Consider the following 21,060-nt stretch of genomic DNA (forward strand, 5'->3'; position numbering starts at 1 on the left):
TCATAAAGTTCAAAGGAAAATTAAATGGAATTAGAGTGAACCGTTGTTTGCCTGACGAACCATCTCTGATGAAGCATAGAGGTAAACCTCTACACGGCGGTTAGCCTGACTAATAGTCTTATTCTCGATAGGGTTGGCACTACCGAAGCCCTGTACTGAACGAATCTGACGGCTGCTTACACCACGACCCTTGAGGTAAGATGATACAGCATCAGCACGACGCTGTGACAATGGGAGGTTGATGTTGTCGTTACCAGAAGCATCTGTGTAACCCTGGATAGCAACGTCACAGTTAGAGTTACGCTGCATCAAAGAAGCGAACTTTGTGAGGTCGTTCTTAGCAGATGCGCTGAGGTTTGAACCGTTCAATGGGAAGAGGATACCAGAGTCGAAGGTAACCTTCACACAGTCTAAACCATTAGCATCTGTCACCTTGTCGACACGTGCGTTTGGCAACTGCTGTGCTGCCTCGCGTGCTACCTTGTCCATGTGACGACCGATGAGGGCACCAGCACCAGCACCTACAGCACCACCAATAGCAGCACCAATGGCTGTGCTCTTACCATTACGACCTATAATCTGACCGACGATACCACCCAATGCTGCACCAGCACCGCCACCGATTAATGCACCTGAACCTTGTTTTGTCTGACAACTTACGACAGTGAGGAAACACATACCTACTGCCATCATTTTCATATTCTTCATAATCAAACGTACTTATTGATTAATATCTTTTACCTTCTGGCTTGGCTTTACAGCCGCACCTTAATTCATTTTAATTCGTGCAAAGTTAAACAAATATGTGCTGTATAGCATTCATTGCCAACATTTTTTTGTATTTTTGCAAAAAATAAAGCTAACTCGGCAAAGTGAAGCAAGTTTCGTTTGCACTCATTTGCATTATTTTCGCAAAGGATAGGCTGGTATTAGCAAGTGGGAACGGGGTTCCCTTTGTTCTTGACTTTCTCAGCCGTATCTGTGTGCAAAGTTAGTGTTTCAAGGCATACTCGCAAAAGGGAAATGCCTATAATAGCATGGGAAATCCCCTAAAGGTGCAAAATAAAAAATAGAATAATATATTTATGGCAAAAGAACTAAAAGAGATGACCAAGAGAGCAGACAACTACTCTCAATGGTACAATGACTTGGTAATAAAGGCAGACTTGATTGAGCAGTCTGCCGTACGTGGTTGTATGGTTATCAAGCCATACGGCTATGCTATCTGGGAGAAGATTCAGGCACAGCTTGACAAGATGTTTAAGGAGACAGGTGTGCAGAATGCTTACTTCCCAATGCTGATTCCTAAGAGTTTCCTCTCTCGTGAGGCTGAGCACGTAAAGGGATTTGCCAAGGAGTGTGCCGTGGTTACTCACTATCGTCTGAAGGCTACAGAGGATGGCAATGCAGTGCAGGTTGACCCTAACGCAAAGTTGGAGGAAGAGCTGATTATCCGTCCTACCAGTGAGACAATCATCTGGAATACCTATAAAAACTGGATTCACTCTTGGCGCGATCTGCCATTGATGTGCAACCAGTGGTGTAATGTTATGCGTTGGGAGATGCGTACGCGTCCTTTCCTCCGCACGTCTGAGTTCCTCTGGCAGGAGGGTCACACGGCTCACGCTACACGTGAGGAGGCTGAGAAGGAGGCACAGACCATGTTGCGTGTCTATGCTGACTTCGCTGAGAAGTGGCTTGCTGTCCCTGTCGTACAGGGTGTGAAGAGTGAGACTGAGCGTTTTGCTGGTGCGTTAGATACTTATACTATCGAGGCAATGATGCAGGACGGTAAAGCTCTCCAGAGCGGTACTTCTCACTTCTTAGGTCAGAACTTTGCAAAGTCATTCGACGTTACCTTCCTTAATAAGGAGAACAAGCCAGAGTATGTATGGGCTACCTCTTGGGGTGTTAGTACCCGATTGATTGGTGCGCTCATCATGACCCACTCTGACGATAACGGTCTCGTTCTTCCTCCAAAGATTGCACCTATTCAGGTGGTTATCGTACCAATCTTCAAGGGTGAGGAGCAGTTGAAGGCGCTCACCGACAAGTTGCAGCCAGTGATCGATCAGCTCCGCGCGTTGGGTATCACCGTCAAGTATGACGATGCCGACAATAAGCGTCCGGGCTTTAAGTTTGCTGACTACGAGTTGAAGGGTGTGCCAGTACGTCTCGCTATGGGTGGTCGTGACTTGGAGAACAACACTATTGAGGTGATGCGTCGTGATACATTAGAGAAGGAGAGCGTAAGCTTTGACGGCATTGTTGAGCGTATCAAGAACCTCCTCGACGAGATTCAGGACAACATCTTCAAGAAGGCTAAGGACTTCCGTGATGCTCACATCTACGAGTGTGAGAACTATGAGGAGTTCAAGGAGAAGGTGAAGGACGGTGGTTTCTTCCTCTGCCACTGGGATGGTACTGAGGAGACTGAGGCGAAGATTAAGGAAGACACGCAGGCAACCATCCGTTGTGTCCCTTATATGTTCGAGCAGACACCGGGCGTCGACATGGTTAGCGGCAAGCCTGCTAAGTATCGTGTCATCATCGCAAGATCATACTAATCGTCAATAATACGCATAGATTTAACGGCTTCAGGATATTTATAAAGGCAGTACTAACAAAGAATGCTTATAAATTCTGGAGCCGTTAATCTTTTTATTCTAAATTCTAAAATTCTAATTAAACAACTATTGTCTTATGAAAAAATCACTTATCACTTTTGCGTTACTTCTCGCTGTAACAGCGTTGAACGCTCAGACCTTAATCAAAGCGAATTTCCAAAAAGGTGACCAAGCTACCTATGAAACCGTAGCTGATGTTAAAGTCAACACCCCTATGAGTGGTGGTTCTGAAAGCATAAAGACTAACAGCAAAACAAAGATTACCGTACAAGATGCTACTGCTGACGGTTATATTATCGAAGTATTGACAACCAATATGAAGATGGAAGGCAGTAAGGAAATCGCTCAGCAGACAGGAAACATGCTGAACCAATACCTCAGCAATGTCCCAATGCTCCTAAAGACGGATGCTAACGGTAAGGTGAAGGACCTCTTGAATTATACTGAGGTCCAAACAAAGGCAAGCAAGTTTGCAATGACATTTATTGACTCTCTCTACAACGCCAATCCAGAAATGGAGAAGGTGCTGCCTAAGTACAAGATGGCTATGTCTATGAACAGCCAGTTCACTAAAGAAGCGTTTATCGAGTCTGTCGAATACAACACTTTCTTTCAATTATTTGGTAAGACCCTCAAGACGGGTGACAAAGAGAATAAGGACATGCAGGGCATAAAGATTACTGTTACCTACGAGCTTAACAATGAGCCAAACGCACTCAACATCGTTGGTAAGATTAACGGCAATATGACTGAAGACGATGTGAAAGCTTTCCTTATTAGCAAGATGAAGCAGATGGGTGCTGACGAAGGCATGACCTCACAGATAGAAACTAACTGGGGACAGATGAAGCAGATGGGTATGGCGAAGATGGATGTCGACGGTACTTCCATGACTAAACTCCTCAACACGGGTTGGGCTACTGAATACAGTACGGACGTGAAAACAAAGATGATGGGTATGGAAATGTTCATCACCTCTGTTACGAAATTGGTAGAAAAGAGTTGGAAATAATCGATATTTCGATATGAAGAAACTACTTTTTATCCTTGCCTTCGCCCTTGCGGTAACAGCGTTGAACGCCCAAACCTTAATCAAGGCAAAGTTTCAGAAAGGCGATAGGGCAGTCTATGAAAACGTGACAGAGATTGAAGGACAGTCTGCTGCGGCTGGTTCAGAAGCGGTAAAAGTAACTAAACAGACGAAGATAACCGTACAAGAGATTCTCCGTGATGGGTATATTATCGAAATACTGACCAAAGACATAGCGGTAGATGGAGATCAGTCGTTCCTAAGACAGACGGGAGATATGATCATCCAAAGTCTGAACAATGTCCCTATGCTTCTAAGGACAGATGCAAACGGAAAGATTACTGACATCTTAAACTATGACGAGGTGCAGCGCAAGGCTTGGAAGTTTGCTCTCACAAAACTCGACTCTCTCTACAATAACAATCCGAACGTAGAGAAGAGTATGCCGAAGATGAAGGCTATGATGAGTATAACAAAAGAGGTTGCCAAAGACGTTCTTATCGCGAATATCAATAATAACACCTTCTTCTATCTCTTCGGTAAGTCGCTGAAGAATGGCTACAAAGAGAATAAGGAGATAAGGGATATCAGGTCAACCGTTACCTATACCCTTACCAAGAAAGGGAATACGATGAACATCGCGGAGGAGATTAGCAGTAATATGACCGAAGCCGATGTGAAAGCTTTCATCATTGACAAGATGAAGGGAGTCGGTGCTGACGAAAACCTTGAGCATATGATAGCACAGCTTGAGGCCCACTGGGACAGAATGAAGGAAATTGGTATGGCTACAATGGATATCAACGGAACAACTAACTTTCAACTCCTCAAAAGTGGTTGGCCTACCGAATACAGCTCGAAGATAAAAGCGAATAGGATGGGCGTGCGTATAACCATCAACTCTGTGACGAAGTTAGTGCAGAAGAATTGGAAGTAATCTTAGCATATTTATAAGGTATAAAGGTGGTGTAGGCAATCCTATCACCACCTTTTCTTTTCTTCCTCTCACGCTAAAAAGTCGCCTCTTTTCCGTTTATATGCTTATGAATTCTACTGACAAGAATTGACAAAACAGATCCTGCACCTATATTTATTTCCTATTCATGCTTAGCACTAATTGTGCGAAGTATAAACACTATATGTGCGGGGCGTCCGCACATATGTTAGAGGGGGCAAAAAGATTCTTTCTCTTACATCAGAAATCATTATAAGGCACTGTTTATTGACTTACGTGTGGAAGAATTTAGTGCATTACACATTGATTTTGTCTACAATAACAGGCGATTGCGACGCGAAATCGTATAAAAAAACATAAAAATACACAACCAAAGGTATTTGTATTTGGTTATTCACATAATTATATGTACCTTTGCACGCCGTATCAATTTTGGATAACGGAAATTAGCTATATTTTTTAGGAGGAAATAGTAAACAATTCATGAGACAACTTAAGATTTCAAAAAGTATCACCAACCGATCAAGTGAGGCACTGGATAAGTATCTCGTTGAGATTGGTCGTGAGCCGATGATTACCGTTGACGAAGAGATTGAGCTGGCACAGGAAATCCACAAAGGCGGTCGCAAAGGCGAGCGTGCGAAGGAGAAACTGATTAAGGCTAACCTCCGTTTCGTCGTTTCTGTAGCTAAACAGTATCAGCACCAAGGACTCTCTCTCACTGACCTTATCGACGAGGGAAACATTGGTTTGGTAAAGGCAGCAGAGAAATTCGATGAGACTCGTGGTTTTAAGTTTATCTCATACGCTGTTTGGTGGATTCGTCAGAGTATTTTGCAGGCTATCGCTGAGCAGAGTCGTATCGTGCGTCTTCCGCTGAATCAGGTGGGTGCTATCTCAAAGATTAATCAGGTAACGAACGAGTTTGTGCAGCAACACAACCGTCGTCCTTCTATCCATGAGTTGGCAGAGTTGACTGGTATCGATGAGGCTCGCATCCGTCAGAGCCAAAGTGCCGACAACCATCACATGAGTATCGACGCTCCATTTAGCGATGACGACGATAACTCAATGAGTGATATGCTGTCTTCAGGTGACGACTCTCGTACCGACCGTGGCGTTGATTTCGAGTCAATGTCAGACGACCTTCGTGCCGTTCTTCAGAACACATTGAAGGATCGTGAGATAAAGATTGTCACCGAGTGTTTCGGTATCGGTTGCCAAGAGAAGGGTTTGGAGGAGATTGGAACAGAGATGGGACTTACCCGTGAGCGTGTTCGCCAGATTCGTGAGAAGGCTATCGAGAAGATTCGTGAGAGCGGAAATGCACGCGTACTCATGAAGTACTTGGGATAAAAGAGACAAAAGATAGATTTCAATTATAGAGGTGGATGTGTCAAATGAGGCGCATCCACTTTTTTCATTTAACCTTAATTACAAACAGTCTGTCTGACCAGATTTAATGTTCTTATAATCGACATTCAGTTTGGCAAACTCAATCTTCAGTTTCTCCACTTTGGGATTCGCCTTGTTCGTAGGAAATGATGTCGCTACCAGACGAGCTTTCCTTTGCCGATTGCTAAAGCTGTCGAATGTAGGATTATTTGCTGTTGCAAGCAGCTGTTTCATGCCATGAAAAGCATCATGCCCTTTCAGTTCAACGAATATCTGTGTCCATGCCTCCTTAGGCCCTGCCGATGTCTGTACCATCACCAACTTGTCACATTTGAGACCAGTCTTTATGATGTAACCATCAACTTGAAAGACCGTAGACCGCAGATTCCCTTGAATGTCAAGAGTGTATTTCTTTCCTTGCTCCCGTGTGACAACCGTTTTACGTACTTCGAGGGACTGTTCAGCCTGATACCCAGCACCAGTCAAGTTCTCGTATGTATTTTTCCCCATGACTATTCTGCGTATAATATTTCATTGATACGACCCACATGCTCATCGACCCAATCAGAGACACTATCCAAGTTTATACCAGAGAGCATCGGTATCTCCATATCTTTGATGTCCTCGAACACACCATCTTTGTTGATGAAATATGCCGAGAAAGCATCTGTTGGAAGCAACGTACTTTCGTCAACCACATCTTTAAGCCTTTCGTCGCCGGGTTTCTTCTCGACGGCTGCTGCATCTGCTATCAAGACATTGAGTATTGACAGCACGTAAGGGCTATGTGTAGTGAGTACCACCATAGAACGATGCTTGCCAACTGACTTCACAGCTTTCAGATGGCGTATGATGTTCTGCACAAGTTTACGTTGCGCATCGGGATAGAGGTTCTGCTCCGGCTCTTCTATGAAAAGCTGTGCCGACTGGTATTTCATCTTCTCACGGATTGGAGCCAACTCCTCTTCCGTGACCTCATGGGCACCATGTACGATTCCATTGCGCACATCCGTATCTAACGACTCCATGAGGCGGTTCATCAAATCCGACATACTGAATTTAACTACTTTTCCTACGACACCCATAATATAATCTGTCATCACATCGATAGGCATGATTGACTGGACACCGCTTGAAGCATAGAAAGAAGTTATAGGCTTGCCGTTTGGCAGCACCACATAATCAAGTCCTTTATCGCTGTAATATTTGAAAACATCTGTCAGAGAAAGAGTCAACTTGTTATCAGAGCCATAAGTATCCTTTGCCTCATACCACTCCTGTATGAAATTGAAGATGGAATCCCTTTCCTTTGCTTTATACGTGTCATTGATGTTCTGAATGGCAGAAACGAGATTTCTTTCAGCTGGGATATAGGACAGTTTGGAATTATACCTATCCTCCCAAGCCTCTTGCTTGCGGTTGATTTTAGCATTCTGGTTAACACCTGTCAGTGAGATAGTAACCACATCACCATCATAAATGATTTCGGTGTCCTCCTTGAAATATATTTCATCAATACGGTAAAATTGTTTCAAATCCTTGGTAAAACGTTTGTTGTGTGTATATGCCTGAATTGTTTTATCAAAAGAAGTCATTATCTTCTTCTCTATCCAACGGCAGAAGCATAACACCTTCATGAAGGTGCTCTTACCAGAACTTTGGCGACCGATGACAAGCAGCACATCGGTTAGATTGATTAAACCAGTATCTTTGATTGGTCCAAGATTCTTTATCTGAATTGTTGCCATGTTATTCTATTATACCTTAATTCCGCAGCGTAAAATCATTTAGGAAATACAAGTGCCTGACAAACAAAGTTCTCAAAACACTTGGAGATGTCAGAATTTTCACCTATCGTGGTAATACAAATTTAACAAATAAACAAAAATCTAACATGACAAAGGTAGCAATTAAAAACGAGAATATAACTTCTTTCGGAGGAATTTATCATATTATGAATGTTTTTTCAAAGTTGGGTTTTGAATACCACTGAAGGAAAAAGTATCCTGAAAGTCTATACTCAATAATATTTACACACATTCTATTTCGCAAGATACTTACAATAAACTCGTGAAAGAGTCGTTATATAATGTATGAAACGTAAGGATATTCAGAAATACATATTACTACTATTGTTCATGGTGACAGCGCAGTTGGCATTTGCGCAATCGTTCACACTGCAAGGGAAGGTTTCCGACAAGGAAGGTAACCCTATCGAGTTGGCTTCTGTTATGGTTGTTACGCAGGGAAAACTGTCGATGACCAACCTAAAAGGCGAGTTCAATATGCAGTTGCAGAGTGAAGACTCCGTGAAGGTGCGCTTCTCAATGATTGGTTACAAGACCAAGACGAGGATTCTCGTGCGCCCAAAGGGAAAGCAGACACTACTCGTACAGCTTGCTGACGACAACGCATTGGAGGAGGTTGTAGTGCAGGGCAAAGCCAAACAGCACGGAACAACGGAAGAATTGGATATTCAAAAAACTAAACAAGGACCCTCTACGTCGGGCAATGCTGTCGAAGAAATGGTACAGACACAGGCGGGTGTTTCGACCCACTCGGAGCTATCCTCACAATATAACGTTCGTGGTGGTACGTTTGACGAGAACTCTGTCTATATCAATAATATAGAAGTATTCCGCCCCTTCCTTGTACGAAGTGGACAGCAAGAAGGACTCTCTATTATCAATCCCGACATGGTAGAGAGCGTTGGTTTCTCAACTGGTGGATTCGAAGCGAAATATGGTGACAAGATGAGTTCAGCCTTAGACATCACCTATAAACGTCCGAAGAAGACGGAAGCCTCTATCTCTGCCTCACTTTTAGGTGCCAGTGCCTACCTCGGATTGGCTACGAAGAAGTTGACGTGGACCAATGGTGTGCGTTATAAAACCAATCGTTACCTCCTCGGATCACTCCAGACAAAGGGCGAATATCGTCCGTCATTCCTTGATTATCAGACTTATCTCTCATGGCAACCCAACAAACGTTGGCAGGTAGACTTCATCGGTAACATCTCTGACAACCGTTATAACTTCGAGCCAGAAGACCGTGAGACAAACTTCGGAACGCTGCAGAACGTGAAGAAGTTCCGCGTCTACTTCGATGGACAGGAGAAAGACCTCTTCCGTACGTTCTTTGGTTCGTTGGCTATCACACGCCATTTGAGTTCACGCACAGACCTCTCCCTCCTTGCATCGGCTTTCACGACGAAGGAGCAAGAGCGTTATGACATTCAGGGACAGTACTGGTTGACACAGACGGAGACGTCTGAAAACCTCGGTGTGGGTACGTTTATGCAGCATTCTCGCGACTATCTCAACGCTAACGTGAAGAGTTTGAAGCTGATGATGCAGCACCGTGCAGGCAAGCATAAGATTGAGGGCGCAGTGACCTATAAACTTGAGCGTATCAAGGAGAACTCTGCCGAATACGAATATCGTGATTCTGCGGGTTATAACGTTCCGCATACAGGGCGTGACTTGAAGATGATTTACTCGCTTCGTGCTCGTAACGAACTCAAGGCGAAACGCTTTGAAAGCTACTTGCAGGACACATGGAACTTCCAGACACGTGACTCTGTTCCAACGCTTTTCACACTGAATTATGGCGTTCGCTTTGCGCATTGGGACTTTAATGGCGAGAGCCTATTCTCTCCACGTGCATCGCTGACCATCACACCGGGTAGAAATCGTAACCTTAGTTTCCGCATTGCAGGTGGTATCTACTATCAGGCACCATTCTATAAGGAACTTCGCGACACGTCAATCGTCAATGGTGTCACCTACGCAACGCTCAATCAGAAGATTCGCGCACAGCAGTCTATCCACGCATTGGCAGGTATGACCTATCGCTTCGAGATGTTGGGTCGTCCGTTTAAGTTCACTGCGGAGGCTTATTATAAGGCACTCTCACACCTCGTTCCTTACTCAGTTGACAATGTGAAGGTGACGTATTATGGTGAGAATACAGCCACAGGACATGCCACAGGTCTCGACCTTAAACTCTTTGGTGAGTTCGTTCCGGGTGCTGACTCATGGCTGACGCTGAGTGTGATGAACACGAGTATGAAGTTGAATGGTAAGAGTATTCCGCTCCCAACCGACCAACGTTATGCGCTCAACCTCTATTTCACGGACTTCTTCCCAGGTACGACGCGTTGGCGTATGTCGCTGAAGTTGGCTTATGCAGACGGTCTTCCATTCTCTGCTCCACACAAGGAATTGGAGAATAACACCTTCCGTGCGCCAGCTTATAAGCGTGCCGACATCGGTATGAGCTATCGCCTATTAGACAATAACGACGGACATCGCAACACAATCTTTAAGAATATCTGGCTCGGTTTGGACTGTCTGAACCTCTTTGGTATCAATAACGTCAACTCGTATTATTGGGTGACAGACATCGCCGGACAGCAATATGCCGTTCCAAACTACCTCACTGGACGACAGATAAATGGTAGGGTGACGGTGGAGTTTTAAAAAAAGAAGCATCACCCCCAGCCCCTCTCCGAACCAACGGTCACTGACCAAAGGGAAGTAATGGAGAGGGGAGTGAAATACGTGCTACCCCTACTGATAGAGGAAGTTCTTAAATCTGGTTTTTCCGTTAAATATGTGGACGCTTTTCGTATTGCTTTAACGGAAGAACCAAAGTTACTCATTAAACAAAAATATAGCTAAGATAGTCAACTATCTATCCTATTATCATCCTCTGACATTGAAAAACATTCTATTTTAAGACTTCGAAAATCTGCTAATAAGGCTTTGAAAAATCATTACATAATTTCAAGTAAAACATCAATAAATTACGGTAAAACCACATATAAAAAGTAGGTTTGTAATCAACAGGAAATCAATTAGTTATAAAGTGGTAAAGTAAAAGGTGCTTAATTGGACTTCAAAAGGGCGTTAGTAAGGGTCTTAAAGAGCATCTTTTGCAAGCCAAAAGGGCGTCTTTAAGAAGTCAAAAGAGCATGTATTTGTTTTGAACTATGTGAAAAGAGTTTACAAAAAATAAACCTTGGGAATAAGTTGTTTGTAGAAGACAGATAGATATCGCACCTAATTACATTTAGCATGTAGTTTATCCCCCCTTTGTAAAACCATCTAATTAGGGCTAATCATACCATGTATGTGGATTAATCTCATTCTATTAATAATCTACGCATTTAACGGAAGAACCTTAAATCATCTCAAAGCGAATTGTTGCCAGCACTCCCGCTCTCTCATTACTTCCCTTTGGTCAGTGACCATTGGTTCTGAGAGGGGGAGGGGGCTGGCTTTCTTTATGCTTTATATTTCCTTTTGGGAGAGAAATGGCGAGGAGAGTAGATAGCAAATTTTCCCTATTGATTGGGAAAGTCTTTAAGTAATCTCGAAGCGAATTTTTGTTAGCACTGAGGATGTGTCAAAATGCAAATACCATTTTGATAATCTTGCAGTTTGAAACAGTTCATTAAAAATGACCATTTCTGTACTCGTTTGTGAGTAAAGAAATGGTCTTTTCTTTGCTTTTAGGAAAAAACTACTTATAGTTTGAGAGTTGTCAACTTATTAATTTGCATTTTGACAAACCCTCTACTTGCATATAGCTCCCGCTACCAGCTCTCCTCCCTTTCATCACCAACTAACACCATCTAGCTTCCATCCTCCTCTAGCAAACTGCGCATTTCACTCCCCTCTCCTCTTGGAGAGGGGCTGGGGGGTGAGGCCAGTTGTTGTTGTTTTATCCCGCCTCTGGTCCTCCTTCCTCTTTCTTCCCTTTCTCTTTCTCCTTCTTCTTCTCGTCCTTCCACTCCTCCCAGTAGATAGTTTCAGAAACTAGCGAACGAGTGGCAACCTTGTTGTTCTGCGTGCGCGATGATTCAGGGATGAAGCGAACACGCACACCCTTAATCTGTTTTGCTGTTACTTCTTCAGGCTTTGCGATACCCTTATCGGCATTAATCGTATAGTAGAATGTACCTACACCCTCTAGTTTCACCGTGCGACCCTCGGCCATAAAGGAAGCCAGTACACCGCCTAAATCTTTCAACACTGCATACGTGTCACCACGACTCACGGTTGAAATCAGTGCCAATCGGTCAGCCACTTGGTCTGTTGTTACGGGCTTTCCAACCGTCACCACCTGTGGATACCACAAACCTGTAATTTTCTTTTTCACTTTCTTGAAAAAAGCCATAGTCTCAAACTTTTAAAGATTAATAAATAGATTTATTATAAACGATATGTAAATTATTTTCAAGCAACAGCCTATCTCAGTCCGTTACAGAGGGTACCTCGGTCCTATACTGAGGTACCCTTAGTCCTATACCGAGGGGGTCTTAGTCCTATGCCGAGATACCCTTTTCTATAACACATTGATTATCAATTAGTTAAAGGAGGTTTGTCTTTACCCCTATTTTGTCCTATTTTTTCGCATTAAACTTCGCCTTTTAGAGGGCGACACCGGTAAAAGGCAATCGCAAGGACTACTCGAACCCACCGACTGTCTGCCCGTCGTAGCACGAGTAGTCGCTCACGGTGATGCCATTTTTAACGAAGTGTAGGCTGTACGCCCTGTTACTATACCCTGGGTAAATACTCGACGACCAATAGAAGCCGTAGCGGGTAACGCTGCGCAGCTGACCACCGCCGTAGTAACCCAAGGCGGGCAGGTAAAAGTAGTTGCCTGCATCGGCGGCGGAAGGAAGAGTCTGAAGTGCAGACCAGCCGTTACTGTTTTGATTTGTACGCCAATCTGTGCCGTCGGCAGCAGTGTTGCTGCTGTAATTACCTTCGCCTTGCAATACTGACTTCTTCTTAAGCCACATACCACCTTGATATAAATGACCCATAGTTGTCCATAACTCGTCTTTGTCCCAACGGGGATCGCCATAGGCAGCGTACCACGTCATCTCGTTCACATTAGGAAGAGTGGCGCAACTCTGGGTAGCATCGAAGCGACCTGAACCACCGCCCTCGTTGTACCAACGAGAGTCAGTGTTGCCCTGCGCGTAGTTTGATGAGCTGTTGAAATTGAGAGTTGGTTGACCTGTACCTGCTGGCAAGTTCTTTGTCCATTCATAACCATACCAGTATTGCTGCTGAGCATCCCACATATAATAGTTATGCCCACTATAGGCGCGGGTATCAAGGTCAGCAGTCATGTCGTAGTAGGTATTCTTATCGTAAGTGAATGAGCCGGGAGCCTTGGTGATGGTGCCCTCTGTTCCAGTGACGAGGTCTTTCAACCAATAACGAATCTTTAACTTGTGTGTGCCTGGTTTGATAAACATATAGATCTTGTCAGCGGTGGTGCTGCTGGTAGAGTTGTCCAACTTAAAACCATCAGCGTATGCACCGCTACCCTTGGTGGTGAGGATGATTTGCTTGTCGCTACCTGCTCCCGTAATCTCGCCGTTGCTAGGATCGAGGATGTAGTTGCCTGCGATGTTGTTATCGGCGGTAACCTCTACTTTGGTTAGATAGCAGTTCTTGAACACGGCATTCTTTGTGAATGGTTCGAAGACGAGGATAGCTGCTTGGTGCTCGAGTTGGAAAGAAAAGACTTTACCACCTATAGTTCCTGTAGCGTCTGCTATTCCACAATCGCCAGATGTGCCAAAGTGATCAGTAGTGCTAGGAGTTGTCTGTGTTTGTACTGTGGGGATTGTCATTTGGTTGTTACTGCCATTCTTGCCTGGGTAATAAACCTTGTAGGTGGCATGGTTATTGAACTTACCAGATACCTTGAAATTGAAATAGCTGGTCTTGCTTGTTGGACTATTGCTGCTCACCTTCCATGCGCCGTCATCGTCCTGTACATAGATTTTGTCGCCTGCTTCCCAATAGAAGTCGCCGCTGTTGTAATCCATCGTTGTACGGGTCTTCGTTGGATTGCCAGCTACAAAGGTTGTCATGTTCTTATCGTTATCATTGCTTCCTGTGTCCGTACCATTCTGTGCAACATCCTCATTGGCGCAGGAAACGACTGCCAAAGCCATACTGCAAAGGGCTGCAAAGGACAATAGGCGAGTCTTGAATAATTGTTTTGTTCTCATCATTACTTTGTTACTTTGTCTTTTCTGATTCTTGTTGATAACTCTCTTAGTCTTCCCAAGGAGAAGTGTTTTCTGCATTGTCTTCTTCCTCTTCCTGCCATATAGTTGCAGCTTTCGCACCAGAAGGACCTGTACCATGGTGCCCTGGCTTATGCTGACTGGGGAAAGATGTTTCCATCAAATTAGTGGTTTCGCTTACTTGGATTATCATACAACATGGTGCAGAATAATCCTTCCTGTCTTGTTTCTTTCTCATTGCTTTTTTGATTTGATTAAAAATAGTTGTTACTGTTCTCTAGATGTGGCTTTATTAAGTCACCTTTATATATACATCCTGACGAACTCATTATTTATCCTTTCTGATTGCTTGCCCTCTCCCCCCTCTACAGGCAGACAGTATCTTACTACTGCCTGCCCGAAACATTGATGAGTGAAAACAAAATTAATCAGAGAATTACAATGAATTATTGTGGTAAAATCAGTGCTTAAAACGTTCTTATTTTGCTTTCTAAACAGCTCGCAAACGGGCACAAAAAAGCGAACAAAGGAAACTCTGTGAAGTCCTTTGTTTACAACGGTTACGACACGCTTCGCGCGCGCGTAGGATGGAAGAAAAAAAGTATGATTAAACGCTAGGTGCGCGTGTGTGTGTGTGTGTTAGCAAAATATCTGAAACTACCAAATATAAAGCACTAAAAAAGGCAAAGAAATCAAAGTTTCTTTGCTGCGCTGAATTGGTCTGATATGTCGTTGCTAATTGTTTCACGGCCGCAAAGGTAAGAAGAATAAATTGAATGGGCAAGGAAAAGAAGAAAAAAAGCCTCACCCCCGCGAGGATGTGTCAAAATACAAATACCATTTTGATAATCTTACAGTCTGAAACAATCCAATAAAAATAACCATTTCTGTACTCGATTTTGAGTAAAGAAATGGTCTTTTCTTTGCCTTTAGAAGAATCCTACTTATAAATTGAAGGTTGTCAAGTTATTAATTTGCATTTTGACACATCCTCTTGGGGGGTGAGGCTCTGGCTCGTTAGTGTTTTGCTTGGCTCATATTAAACCCAGCACAGATTCCCATACCATTCAGCATATTGCTGTAGGTGGTGCGGATAGTAGAGAGTCCCGCTTGAGCAAGGGAATTGTTCGAAACATCGTTCAAAGCCTGTAGGAAACGGTAGTAGGCTGGGGCGATGTGATAGAACTCTAACTGTAATCCTTCCTCTATACCATACTTTGTCTTTAGCTCTGCCAAAGACGCTTTGGTCTCATCTCTTATACCTGTGTAAGGTTCAACGTTCAGATGAAGTGTGTAAGTCTTGCCATTGATTGTCGCATCATCGAAGACATAGAACTGCTTATAGAAGTCACTACTGAAGTCGAAATCATCGTCAATGTCTGACAATGGGTTCAGAAGCGGTTCACTTGCCGTTGAGATAGGTATATACGCTGTTTCCAAGTCGTATCTTACAGCCACACTATCATAGCTGTTGCTCTTACGTCCCTCCATATAGTCAGCGTAAGAATAGTAGCTCATCACCTCCTGCATATAGCCACCCATATTTTTAAAACAATCAATATAAAGGTAGCGCAACTTCTTACTCTTGACACGCACAGCATAATAATCGTGTGTCTGGGCAGGGTCGGTGAAGGTGGCTTGCAGCTGCAGGAAGTCTTCTACATTTGCCGAAGGGTCTCTCTTCATACGTACCATACGTGTGGCAATATTGCTGATACCAATCGGTTGTGGAATCTCCGTAGACGACTCGACAGCCTCTAAGCCCTGCGCTTCAACACGCAACTGCACCTTATCGCCCGCCTTCTGCTGTCCAACGACACGATAGCGACCATTGCCCAAGGCAGTCACCGTCCTCGTCTGTCCGTTCAATTGATAGCTGATTACTGCATCATCAATCATCACATTCTTCTCTGTTGCGTTATATTGTTTCAAAGGTATGCTACGTGACACCGTGATATAAGTGGTGTCGGAAGTAGAAGGCATACAATAGACAACCAACTTTGGCTTTGCATCAGGCAGATTGCTGACACTGAAATCATCCTTGCAACTCATCACCGATAGGGCAAGGAAGAGGAGGAAAAATATCTTTTTCATGTTCGAAACTTAGAATTTAAATGTGTAACTGAACGATGGAATCACAGGGATGAATGCTATGTTCTTTATCTTCATCTGGTTATTGCTGTCGATTTTCACACGTACCCACATAGAGTTCAGATGACAATAGGCATTGTAGAAACTGAGGTTCCAGATGCGCTCATGCCCCTTCTTGGTGGTATGATGGAAGTCGAAGCCGATGTCAAGACGGTGATAAGCCGGCAAGATAACGTTGTTAGGCTTTTCGTAAGCAAAGTTCAACGTGTTGTCATCAGATGAATTAAAGGTCAATCCTCCCTGCTCCTGCGCTGGAACGTCAGGCAATCCGATATACTGAGTAGGGATTGTCATGCGGTTACCTGTGCGGAATGTCCATGCTGCAAAGGCTGCAATCTTCTTTGTGATGTTCCATCTTCCGGTGAGGGTGAGCTTATGACGGTTGTCAAACTTATCATAATACCAACCATCGTAGAAGTCATCAAACTTCTTCTCAGTCCATGAGAGGGTATAAGAACCATGTAGTGTGAGGTTGGAAACGTTGTAATCAGCATCCAATTCAACACCGTAAGAGCGACCATCACCCTCCATAACCATATAGTCCCAGTTGGCTGCTGGTGGCTCCAATCCTGCCCAACTTGAATACTGTAGGATATGACTTGAACGCTTGTAGTAAGCCTCCAACGAGAGCAACCAGTGCTTGTTAGGTTTCATATAAGCTCCTGCAGCCACCTGCCAAGAGCGCATCGGGTGTAGTCGAGCCGTCGTTGGCACCCAGTAGTCGGTTGGGAGATCGAGGAAGGAGTTGGCAATCTTGTGTACAAACTGGCTCATCAGCGTGTAGCTTGCCTTAAGAGACAGACGCTCCGTTGGCTGGAACTTCATCGAAAGACGTGGACTCAGTGTTGCGAAGGTCTTACCGCTAATATGGAAGACATCGGCATTCACACCCCCGTTGAGGCTCCATTTCTCGTTGAGTGTCATCTCGTCTTCGGCATAGAAAGTCAGCTGATGTGCCACATTCTTATTATAACTGTGGGTCTCAATCGTGTCAGCCTTTGCCTCACTATTGGTTTGATAGTTATCAAAACGGTTGTAAGTCTGTGGCTGGAAGCGATGATAGGTATAGTCCTGACCAAAGCGAATGTGGTGACGAGGGTTTGGGCGGAAGTCGAAAGCTGCGCGATAGCCAATGTCATCAATAGATGAACGATAGCCATGAGAGGTCAATGTCAGCTGTTCTTTCTCTCCAGGGCGTGTAAATCTCCACTCGTCTGAGCTGCTAACCGTTGAGCGATTGTGCGTATAGACGGCTGTGAAGTTAGCAAAGAGCTTCGGTGAGAATTGGTAGTTCCAGTCTAAGGCAGCATTGAAGTTACCCCAGTGGAAGCGATTCACATAGATGTCTACGTCGTTATAACCACTGCTATTGTTACTGTGCCACTCGTCTTTTGCGTCCAATCGGTCCTCACCAGAGTAGACACTCAGCGACATTCGCGAACGTTCGTTGAAGATATTGGTCAACTTGAAGTTTAAGTCATGGAAGAAATACGACATACTCAACTTATCCTCATCGTTGCTCTTGTGGTTCATAATTGCAAAGGCAGGACGTGTGAGGAGGTCCATCCAGCTACGACGCAAACCGAAGTTATAGGATGTCTTTCCCTTTCTAATAGGTCCCTCGATATGGAAGGCACCATCGAGTAAGCCGATACGATAGCTGCCGTGGGTGTTATAAAGGTCGCCGTCAGCCGTGCGAACGTCGATGACACTCGACAAACGACCGCCATAACGTGCTGGGAAACCGCTCTTGTAGAAGTCGACATTCTTCACAACATCGGCATTGAACGAGGAGAAAAGACCTAAGGCATGGTTGGTATGATAGAGAGGTGTACCGTCGAGTAAGAAGAGGTTTTCGTCGCCATTACCACCATGAACGTAGAGACCGCTGGCAAGTTCCATACCGTCAGCCACACCGCTCGTACGCTGTAAGGTCTTGATAACATCCGGACTACTCAACAGTGCGTACTCCGTTTTAATATCTTTCTGTGAGAGAGAGAGTTTTCCAGTCTGCGTTTTCAACAAAGGTGAGTTCAGGTCTGTCGTCACAACCACCTCATCCAACTGTGCTTCGTTTTGCAAGATGATGTCATGGTTTTGGTTTGCAGATAGGTCAATGGTCTCAATAAGGGTTTTATATCCTACGTAGCTACACCTAATTTCGTGTTGTCCTTCGCCCAACGTGAGCGAGAAATGTCCGTAGGCATTCGTCATCGTGCCTTGTCGTGTGGTGAGGTCGTAGATAGTTGCATTGATAAGTGGTTCTCCGTTACGGTCTTTCACATATCCACTGAGCGTAAAACGCAGGTGCGTCTTGTCCTCATCAATGCCCCGAATCATTCTTTCTATTGGCGCTTCGTTTTTCCATGTTACCGCACCAATCCCATTAGCCTTGTGTGCATACAATCCCAAAGGGCTGAGCCATAAGGCAGCTAATAAAAACTGTTTATTCATCTGAAATAAATTTAAGCGGTGCAAAGATAATGCTTTTAATTCAGAATTCAGAATTCAGAATTCAAAATTCATAATTCAAAATTCAGAATTCAAAATTCATAATTCAAAATTCATAATTATGATTACTGGTGTAATTCATGATAGTAGACGAGTAGACAAGTAGACAAGTTTACGAGTAGACGAGTTGCTTGTGTCAAAGACAAAGTAACATGGTAAGTAGACAAGTCAACGGGTGGACAAGTGAACCAGTTGCTTGTAGACAGAGTAAATAAAAGACAAAGTAACAGATGAACAAAGTTCTTTTGAGTAACGAGTTAGCAGGTTAACGAGGTGTGTGCTGATTTTGTGTTTTAACGTTACTCTTGGTTAAAAACTAATGACAAAAGAGGAGCCTAATCCTAAAGAATGAGAACAAGTGCGCACTCCTGACACACGATAAGGTAAGAGATTGTAGTCTATAAGGAAACGAACATTATAATGCTGACGAACTCTGAAGGTCAGTGAAAGACCTGTTCCAAAACCTACTCCATGATGAGAATCAATTAAATCGTCCGTTAACTTTATGTCGGGATAAAACACAGATGAAACCAAGAGTTTACTACCGAGAAGCCAACGCTCTGATAACGGATAAGAGAAATAAGCACCTCCACCTAACTTCCACGTATCGAAGACATTATCTTCAGCCTTGACATTGTCTACGATGACTGACGTACGGGTCACAGAGAACCGCCCACCAACACCAATATAGGGATTAAAGAAGTAGGCTCCCTCAACAGCTGAAGTACATCCACGCGACACCTTAACTTTTGAGCCTTTCCCATTGAGATACGTACCTAACGGCTCATTAATAAGAAAATTAAGACCAACGTATGACGGCTTCTGTAGCTTATCAAACTTTTCCTCTACATCAGCCTTTCTTAACCCATGCTCCTTAAATATCAAATCCGTAAAATAATAGCCCAACTCTGTAGCCACAATACCTACGCCTGCCCCTGTCAGTACGTCGCTCAGCCAATGCTTATTGTTTGCCATACGCATTAAACCTGTCGCAGCTGCCACTGTGTAAGCACCGACACCTATCCACGGACTCCGATAGCCATACTCCTTATTCAGCATGGTAGCAGTCATAAAGGCTGTCGCAGTGTGTCCAGAAGGGAAAGAGCGTAGGTCCGTGCCATCTGGACGCTCTACTTGAGCAGAATACTTTAACGAATTAACAATACCTGCCATCAACGCTACCGACATAGCATCAGAGGCAAGCATACGCCCCCAGCTACTTCTACCTTTCACGCCACTAACCTTTAAGCCAAGCATAACGACAGCAGGGAGATACTGCGTGTAGTTATCTAAACTATTATCAAATCTTGGTATATAGTCATTTCGCAAACCACGAAATTGCCTACTCTGCCCTTTCATGATAAGACCGTTTATAATAAGTGGTGTACAAGTATATATAATCCTATCAAAATGCGGTTTAGAAGTGTTACAAGACTTATCCTCTCCTTCCGCAGGAACACATTTTATAGAAGGAACTAAACCTGTGTCAGCAACAAGGCTTAAACTATCAACCGTTTTTATTGAGTCTGCAAGCCGTATGCTATCTTGCAATACAGCAGATGCCTTTGCCTGACAACAAAGACATACGAATAGTATCGGTAAAAACTCCTTAAAACGTTTCATCTCCTCAACGAGCATTGATAGTAAGTTTGTCTAACATGGGTTTATCGGCTACAAAATTACAACTTTTCTACGGAAAATGAGAATATTTTTACCTTTAAGAGTAATCTTAACAACTATCTGTCGATAAATGATTATAATTTACCAAAATTCACACACCCTCTCCTCATTATTTCCTTTGGTCAGCGACCGCTGAGTTGGAGAGCCTTCCACTTACCATCCTTCAAGACAAGGACCTTATTATTCTTAACCTGACGATAATTAGCGATGCTATCGTACTGCAACGGCACAACCTCATTGCCCTGCTTATCAATAAATCCCCACTTACCTCCAACGGCATATTCGTGTTCTGGATTATCAGCAGGTCGCACTGTCTTGCATCCCACTGCCACAGCTGCCAATCCCTCATGATATGGGAAGAACCAAAATTATTATTCCAATTCAAGGCTTGACCTCGACTCTCTAATCATATACGATAAAGAAAAATATACCTATAGCTATTTATCCTTGTCACGCGACACGTATGAGCGGTTACACAATAGCAAGCGCAAGCTATCTTAGAACTTATTTTAACGGCTACGGATATTATAATGTAAAAACAAGTAAGCTTAAGATTTATCTTCGTCCTTTCAATGCATACGCAGTGCAATTTTATGACACCTTTCAAAGAACAAGAATTCCACTCACAGGACGTTATCTGATTTATGAA

At 43.8% G+C, this 21,060-nt stretch carries 15 protein-coding genes; 5 read left to right on the forward strand and 10 right to left on the reverse strand.

Going from position 1 to position 21,060, the window contains the following annotated elements; genetic code table 11:
- Positions 1-30: 30 nt before the first annotated feature.
- A complete protein-coding gene (locus J4861_RS01450) occupies positions 31-708 on the reverse strand; it encodes an OmpA family protein (RefSeq protein WP_211816423.1) in 678 nt (225 codons plus the stop codon).
- 377 nt (positions 709-1,085) lie between these two features.
- Between J4861_RS01450 and proS the strand changes: the two genes are divergently transcribed.
- From proS to J4861_RS01470, 4 genes are all read left to right on the forward strand, one after another.
- Entirely contained in the window at positions 1,086-2,567 is a 1,482-nt protein-coding gene (proS, locus tag J4861_RS01455) for a proline--tRNA ligase (protein WP_004359175.1), read from the forward strand.
- A 136-nt stretch (positions 2,568-2,703) separates the two neighbouring features.
- Positions 2,704-3,639 carry a hypothetical protein gene (locus J4861_RS01460; protein WP_211816424.1) on the forward strand — a complete coding sequence of 312 codons (936 nt, stop codon included), beginning with the start codon at positions 2,704-2,706 and terminating at the stop codon, positions 3,637-3,639.
- Between the two features lie 13 nt (positions 3,640-3,652).
- On the forward strand, positions 3,653-4,594 hold the full coding sequence (locus tag J4861_RS01465; RefSeq protein ID WP_211816425.1) for a hypothetical protein: 942 nt from the start codon (positions 3,653-3,655) through the stop codon (positions 4,592-4,594).
- Between the two features lie 501 nt (positions 4,595-5,095).
- Positions 5,096-5,968 (forward strand): sigma-70 family RNA polymerase sigma factor, encoded by an 873-nt coding sequence (locus J4861_RS01470; protein WP_004359180.1) that lies wholly within the window; start codon positions 5,096-5,098, stop codon positions 5,966-5,968.
- 78 nt (positions 5,969-6,046) lie between these two features.
- Here the strand turns inward: J4861_RS01470 and J4861_RS01475 are convergent, their stop codons facing one another.
- Entirely contained in the window at positions 6,047-6,517 is a 471-nt protein-coding gene (locus tag J4861_RS01475; protein WP_211816426.1) for a hypothetical protein, read from the reverse strand.
- A gap of 2 nt (positions 6,518-6,519) precedes the next feature.
- The gene (locus J4861_RS01480) at positions 6,520-7,755 is read right to left on the reverse strand and encodes an AAA family ATPase (RefSeq protein ID WP_211816427.1); all 1,236 of its coding nucleotides are present in this window, start codon (positions 7,753-7,755) and stop codon (positions 6,520-6,522) included.
- A gap of 345 nt (positions 7,756-8,100) precedes the next feature.
- Between J4861_RS01480 and J4861_RS01485 the strand changes: the two genes are divergently transcribed.
- Positions 8,101-10,488 (forward strand): TonB-dependent receptor, encoded by a 2,388-nt coding sequence (locus tag J4861_RS01485; protein ID WP_211816428.1) that lies wholly within the window; start codon positions 8,101-8,103, stop codon positions 10,486-10,488.
- Positions 10,489-11,734: 1,246 nt separating this feature from the next.
- On the opposite strand, the gene J4861_RS01490 is transcribed toward J4861_RS01485, so the two are convergent.
- The 7 genes from J4861_RS01490 to J4861_RS01520 form a co-directional block, all read right to left on the reverse strand.
- Positions 11,735-12,190, reverse strand: coding sequence for an HU family DNA-binding protein (locus J4861_RS01490; RefSeq protein ID WP_211816429.1), 456 nt, complete (start codon positions 12,188-12,190; stop codon positions 11,735-11,737).
- Between the two features lie 289 nt (positions 12,191-12,479).
- Positions 12,480-14,054 (reverse strand): hypothetical protein, encoded by a 1,575-nt coding sequence (locus J4861_RS01495; RefSeq protein ID WP_211816615.1) that lies wholly within the window; start codon positions 14,052-14,054, stop codon positions 12,480-12,482.
- A 43-nt stretch (positions 14,055-14,097) separates the two neighbouring features.
- The gene (locus tag J4861_RS01500; RefSeq protein ID WP_346267010.1) at positions 14,098-14,307 is read right to left on the reverse strand and encodes a hypothetical protein; all 210 of its coding nucleotides are present in this window, start codon (positions 14,305-14,307) and stop codon (positions 14,098-14,100) included.
- A gap of 779 nt (positions 14,308-15,086) precedes the next feature.
- On the reverse strand, positions 15,087-16,163 hold the full coding sequence (locus tag J4861_RS01505; RefSeq protein ID WP_211816430.1) for a DUF4249 domain-containing protein: 1,077 nt from the start codon (positions 16,161-16,163) through the stop codon (positions 15,087-15,089).
- Positions 16,164-16,172: 9 nt separating this feature from the next.
- Entirely contained in the window at positions 16,173-18,674 is a 2,502-nt protein-coding gene (locus J4861_RS01510) for a TonB-dependent receptor (protein WP_211816431.1), read from the reverse strand.
- Positions 18,675-19,040: 366 nt separating this feature from the next.
- Positions 19,041-20,354 (reverse strand): phosphatase PAP2 family protein, encoded by a 1,314-nt coding sequence (locus J4861_RS01515; RefSeq protein ID WP_249110779.1) that lies wholly within the window; start codon positions 20,352-20,354, stop codon positions 19,041-19,043.
- Between the two features lie 179 nt (positions 20,355-20,533).
- On the reverse strand, positions 20,534-20,737 hold the full coding sequence (locus J4861_RS01520; RefSeq protein ID WP_211816433.1) for a WG repeat-containing protein: 204 nt from the start codon (positions 20,735-20,737) through the stop codon (positions 20,534-20,536).
- Positions 20,738-21,060 lie beyond the last annotated feature (323 nt).

Source organism: Prevotella melaninogenica (genome assembly GCF_018127925.1).
In the GTDB taxonomy this organism is placed as follows: Bacteria; Bacteroidota; Bacteroidia; order Bacteroidales; family Bacteroidaceae; genus Prevotella; species Prevotella melaninogenica_C.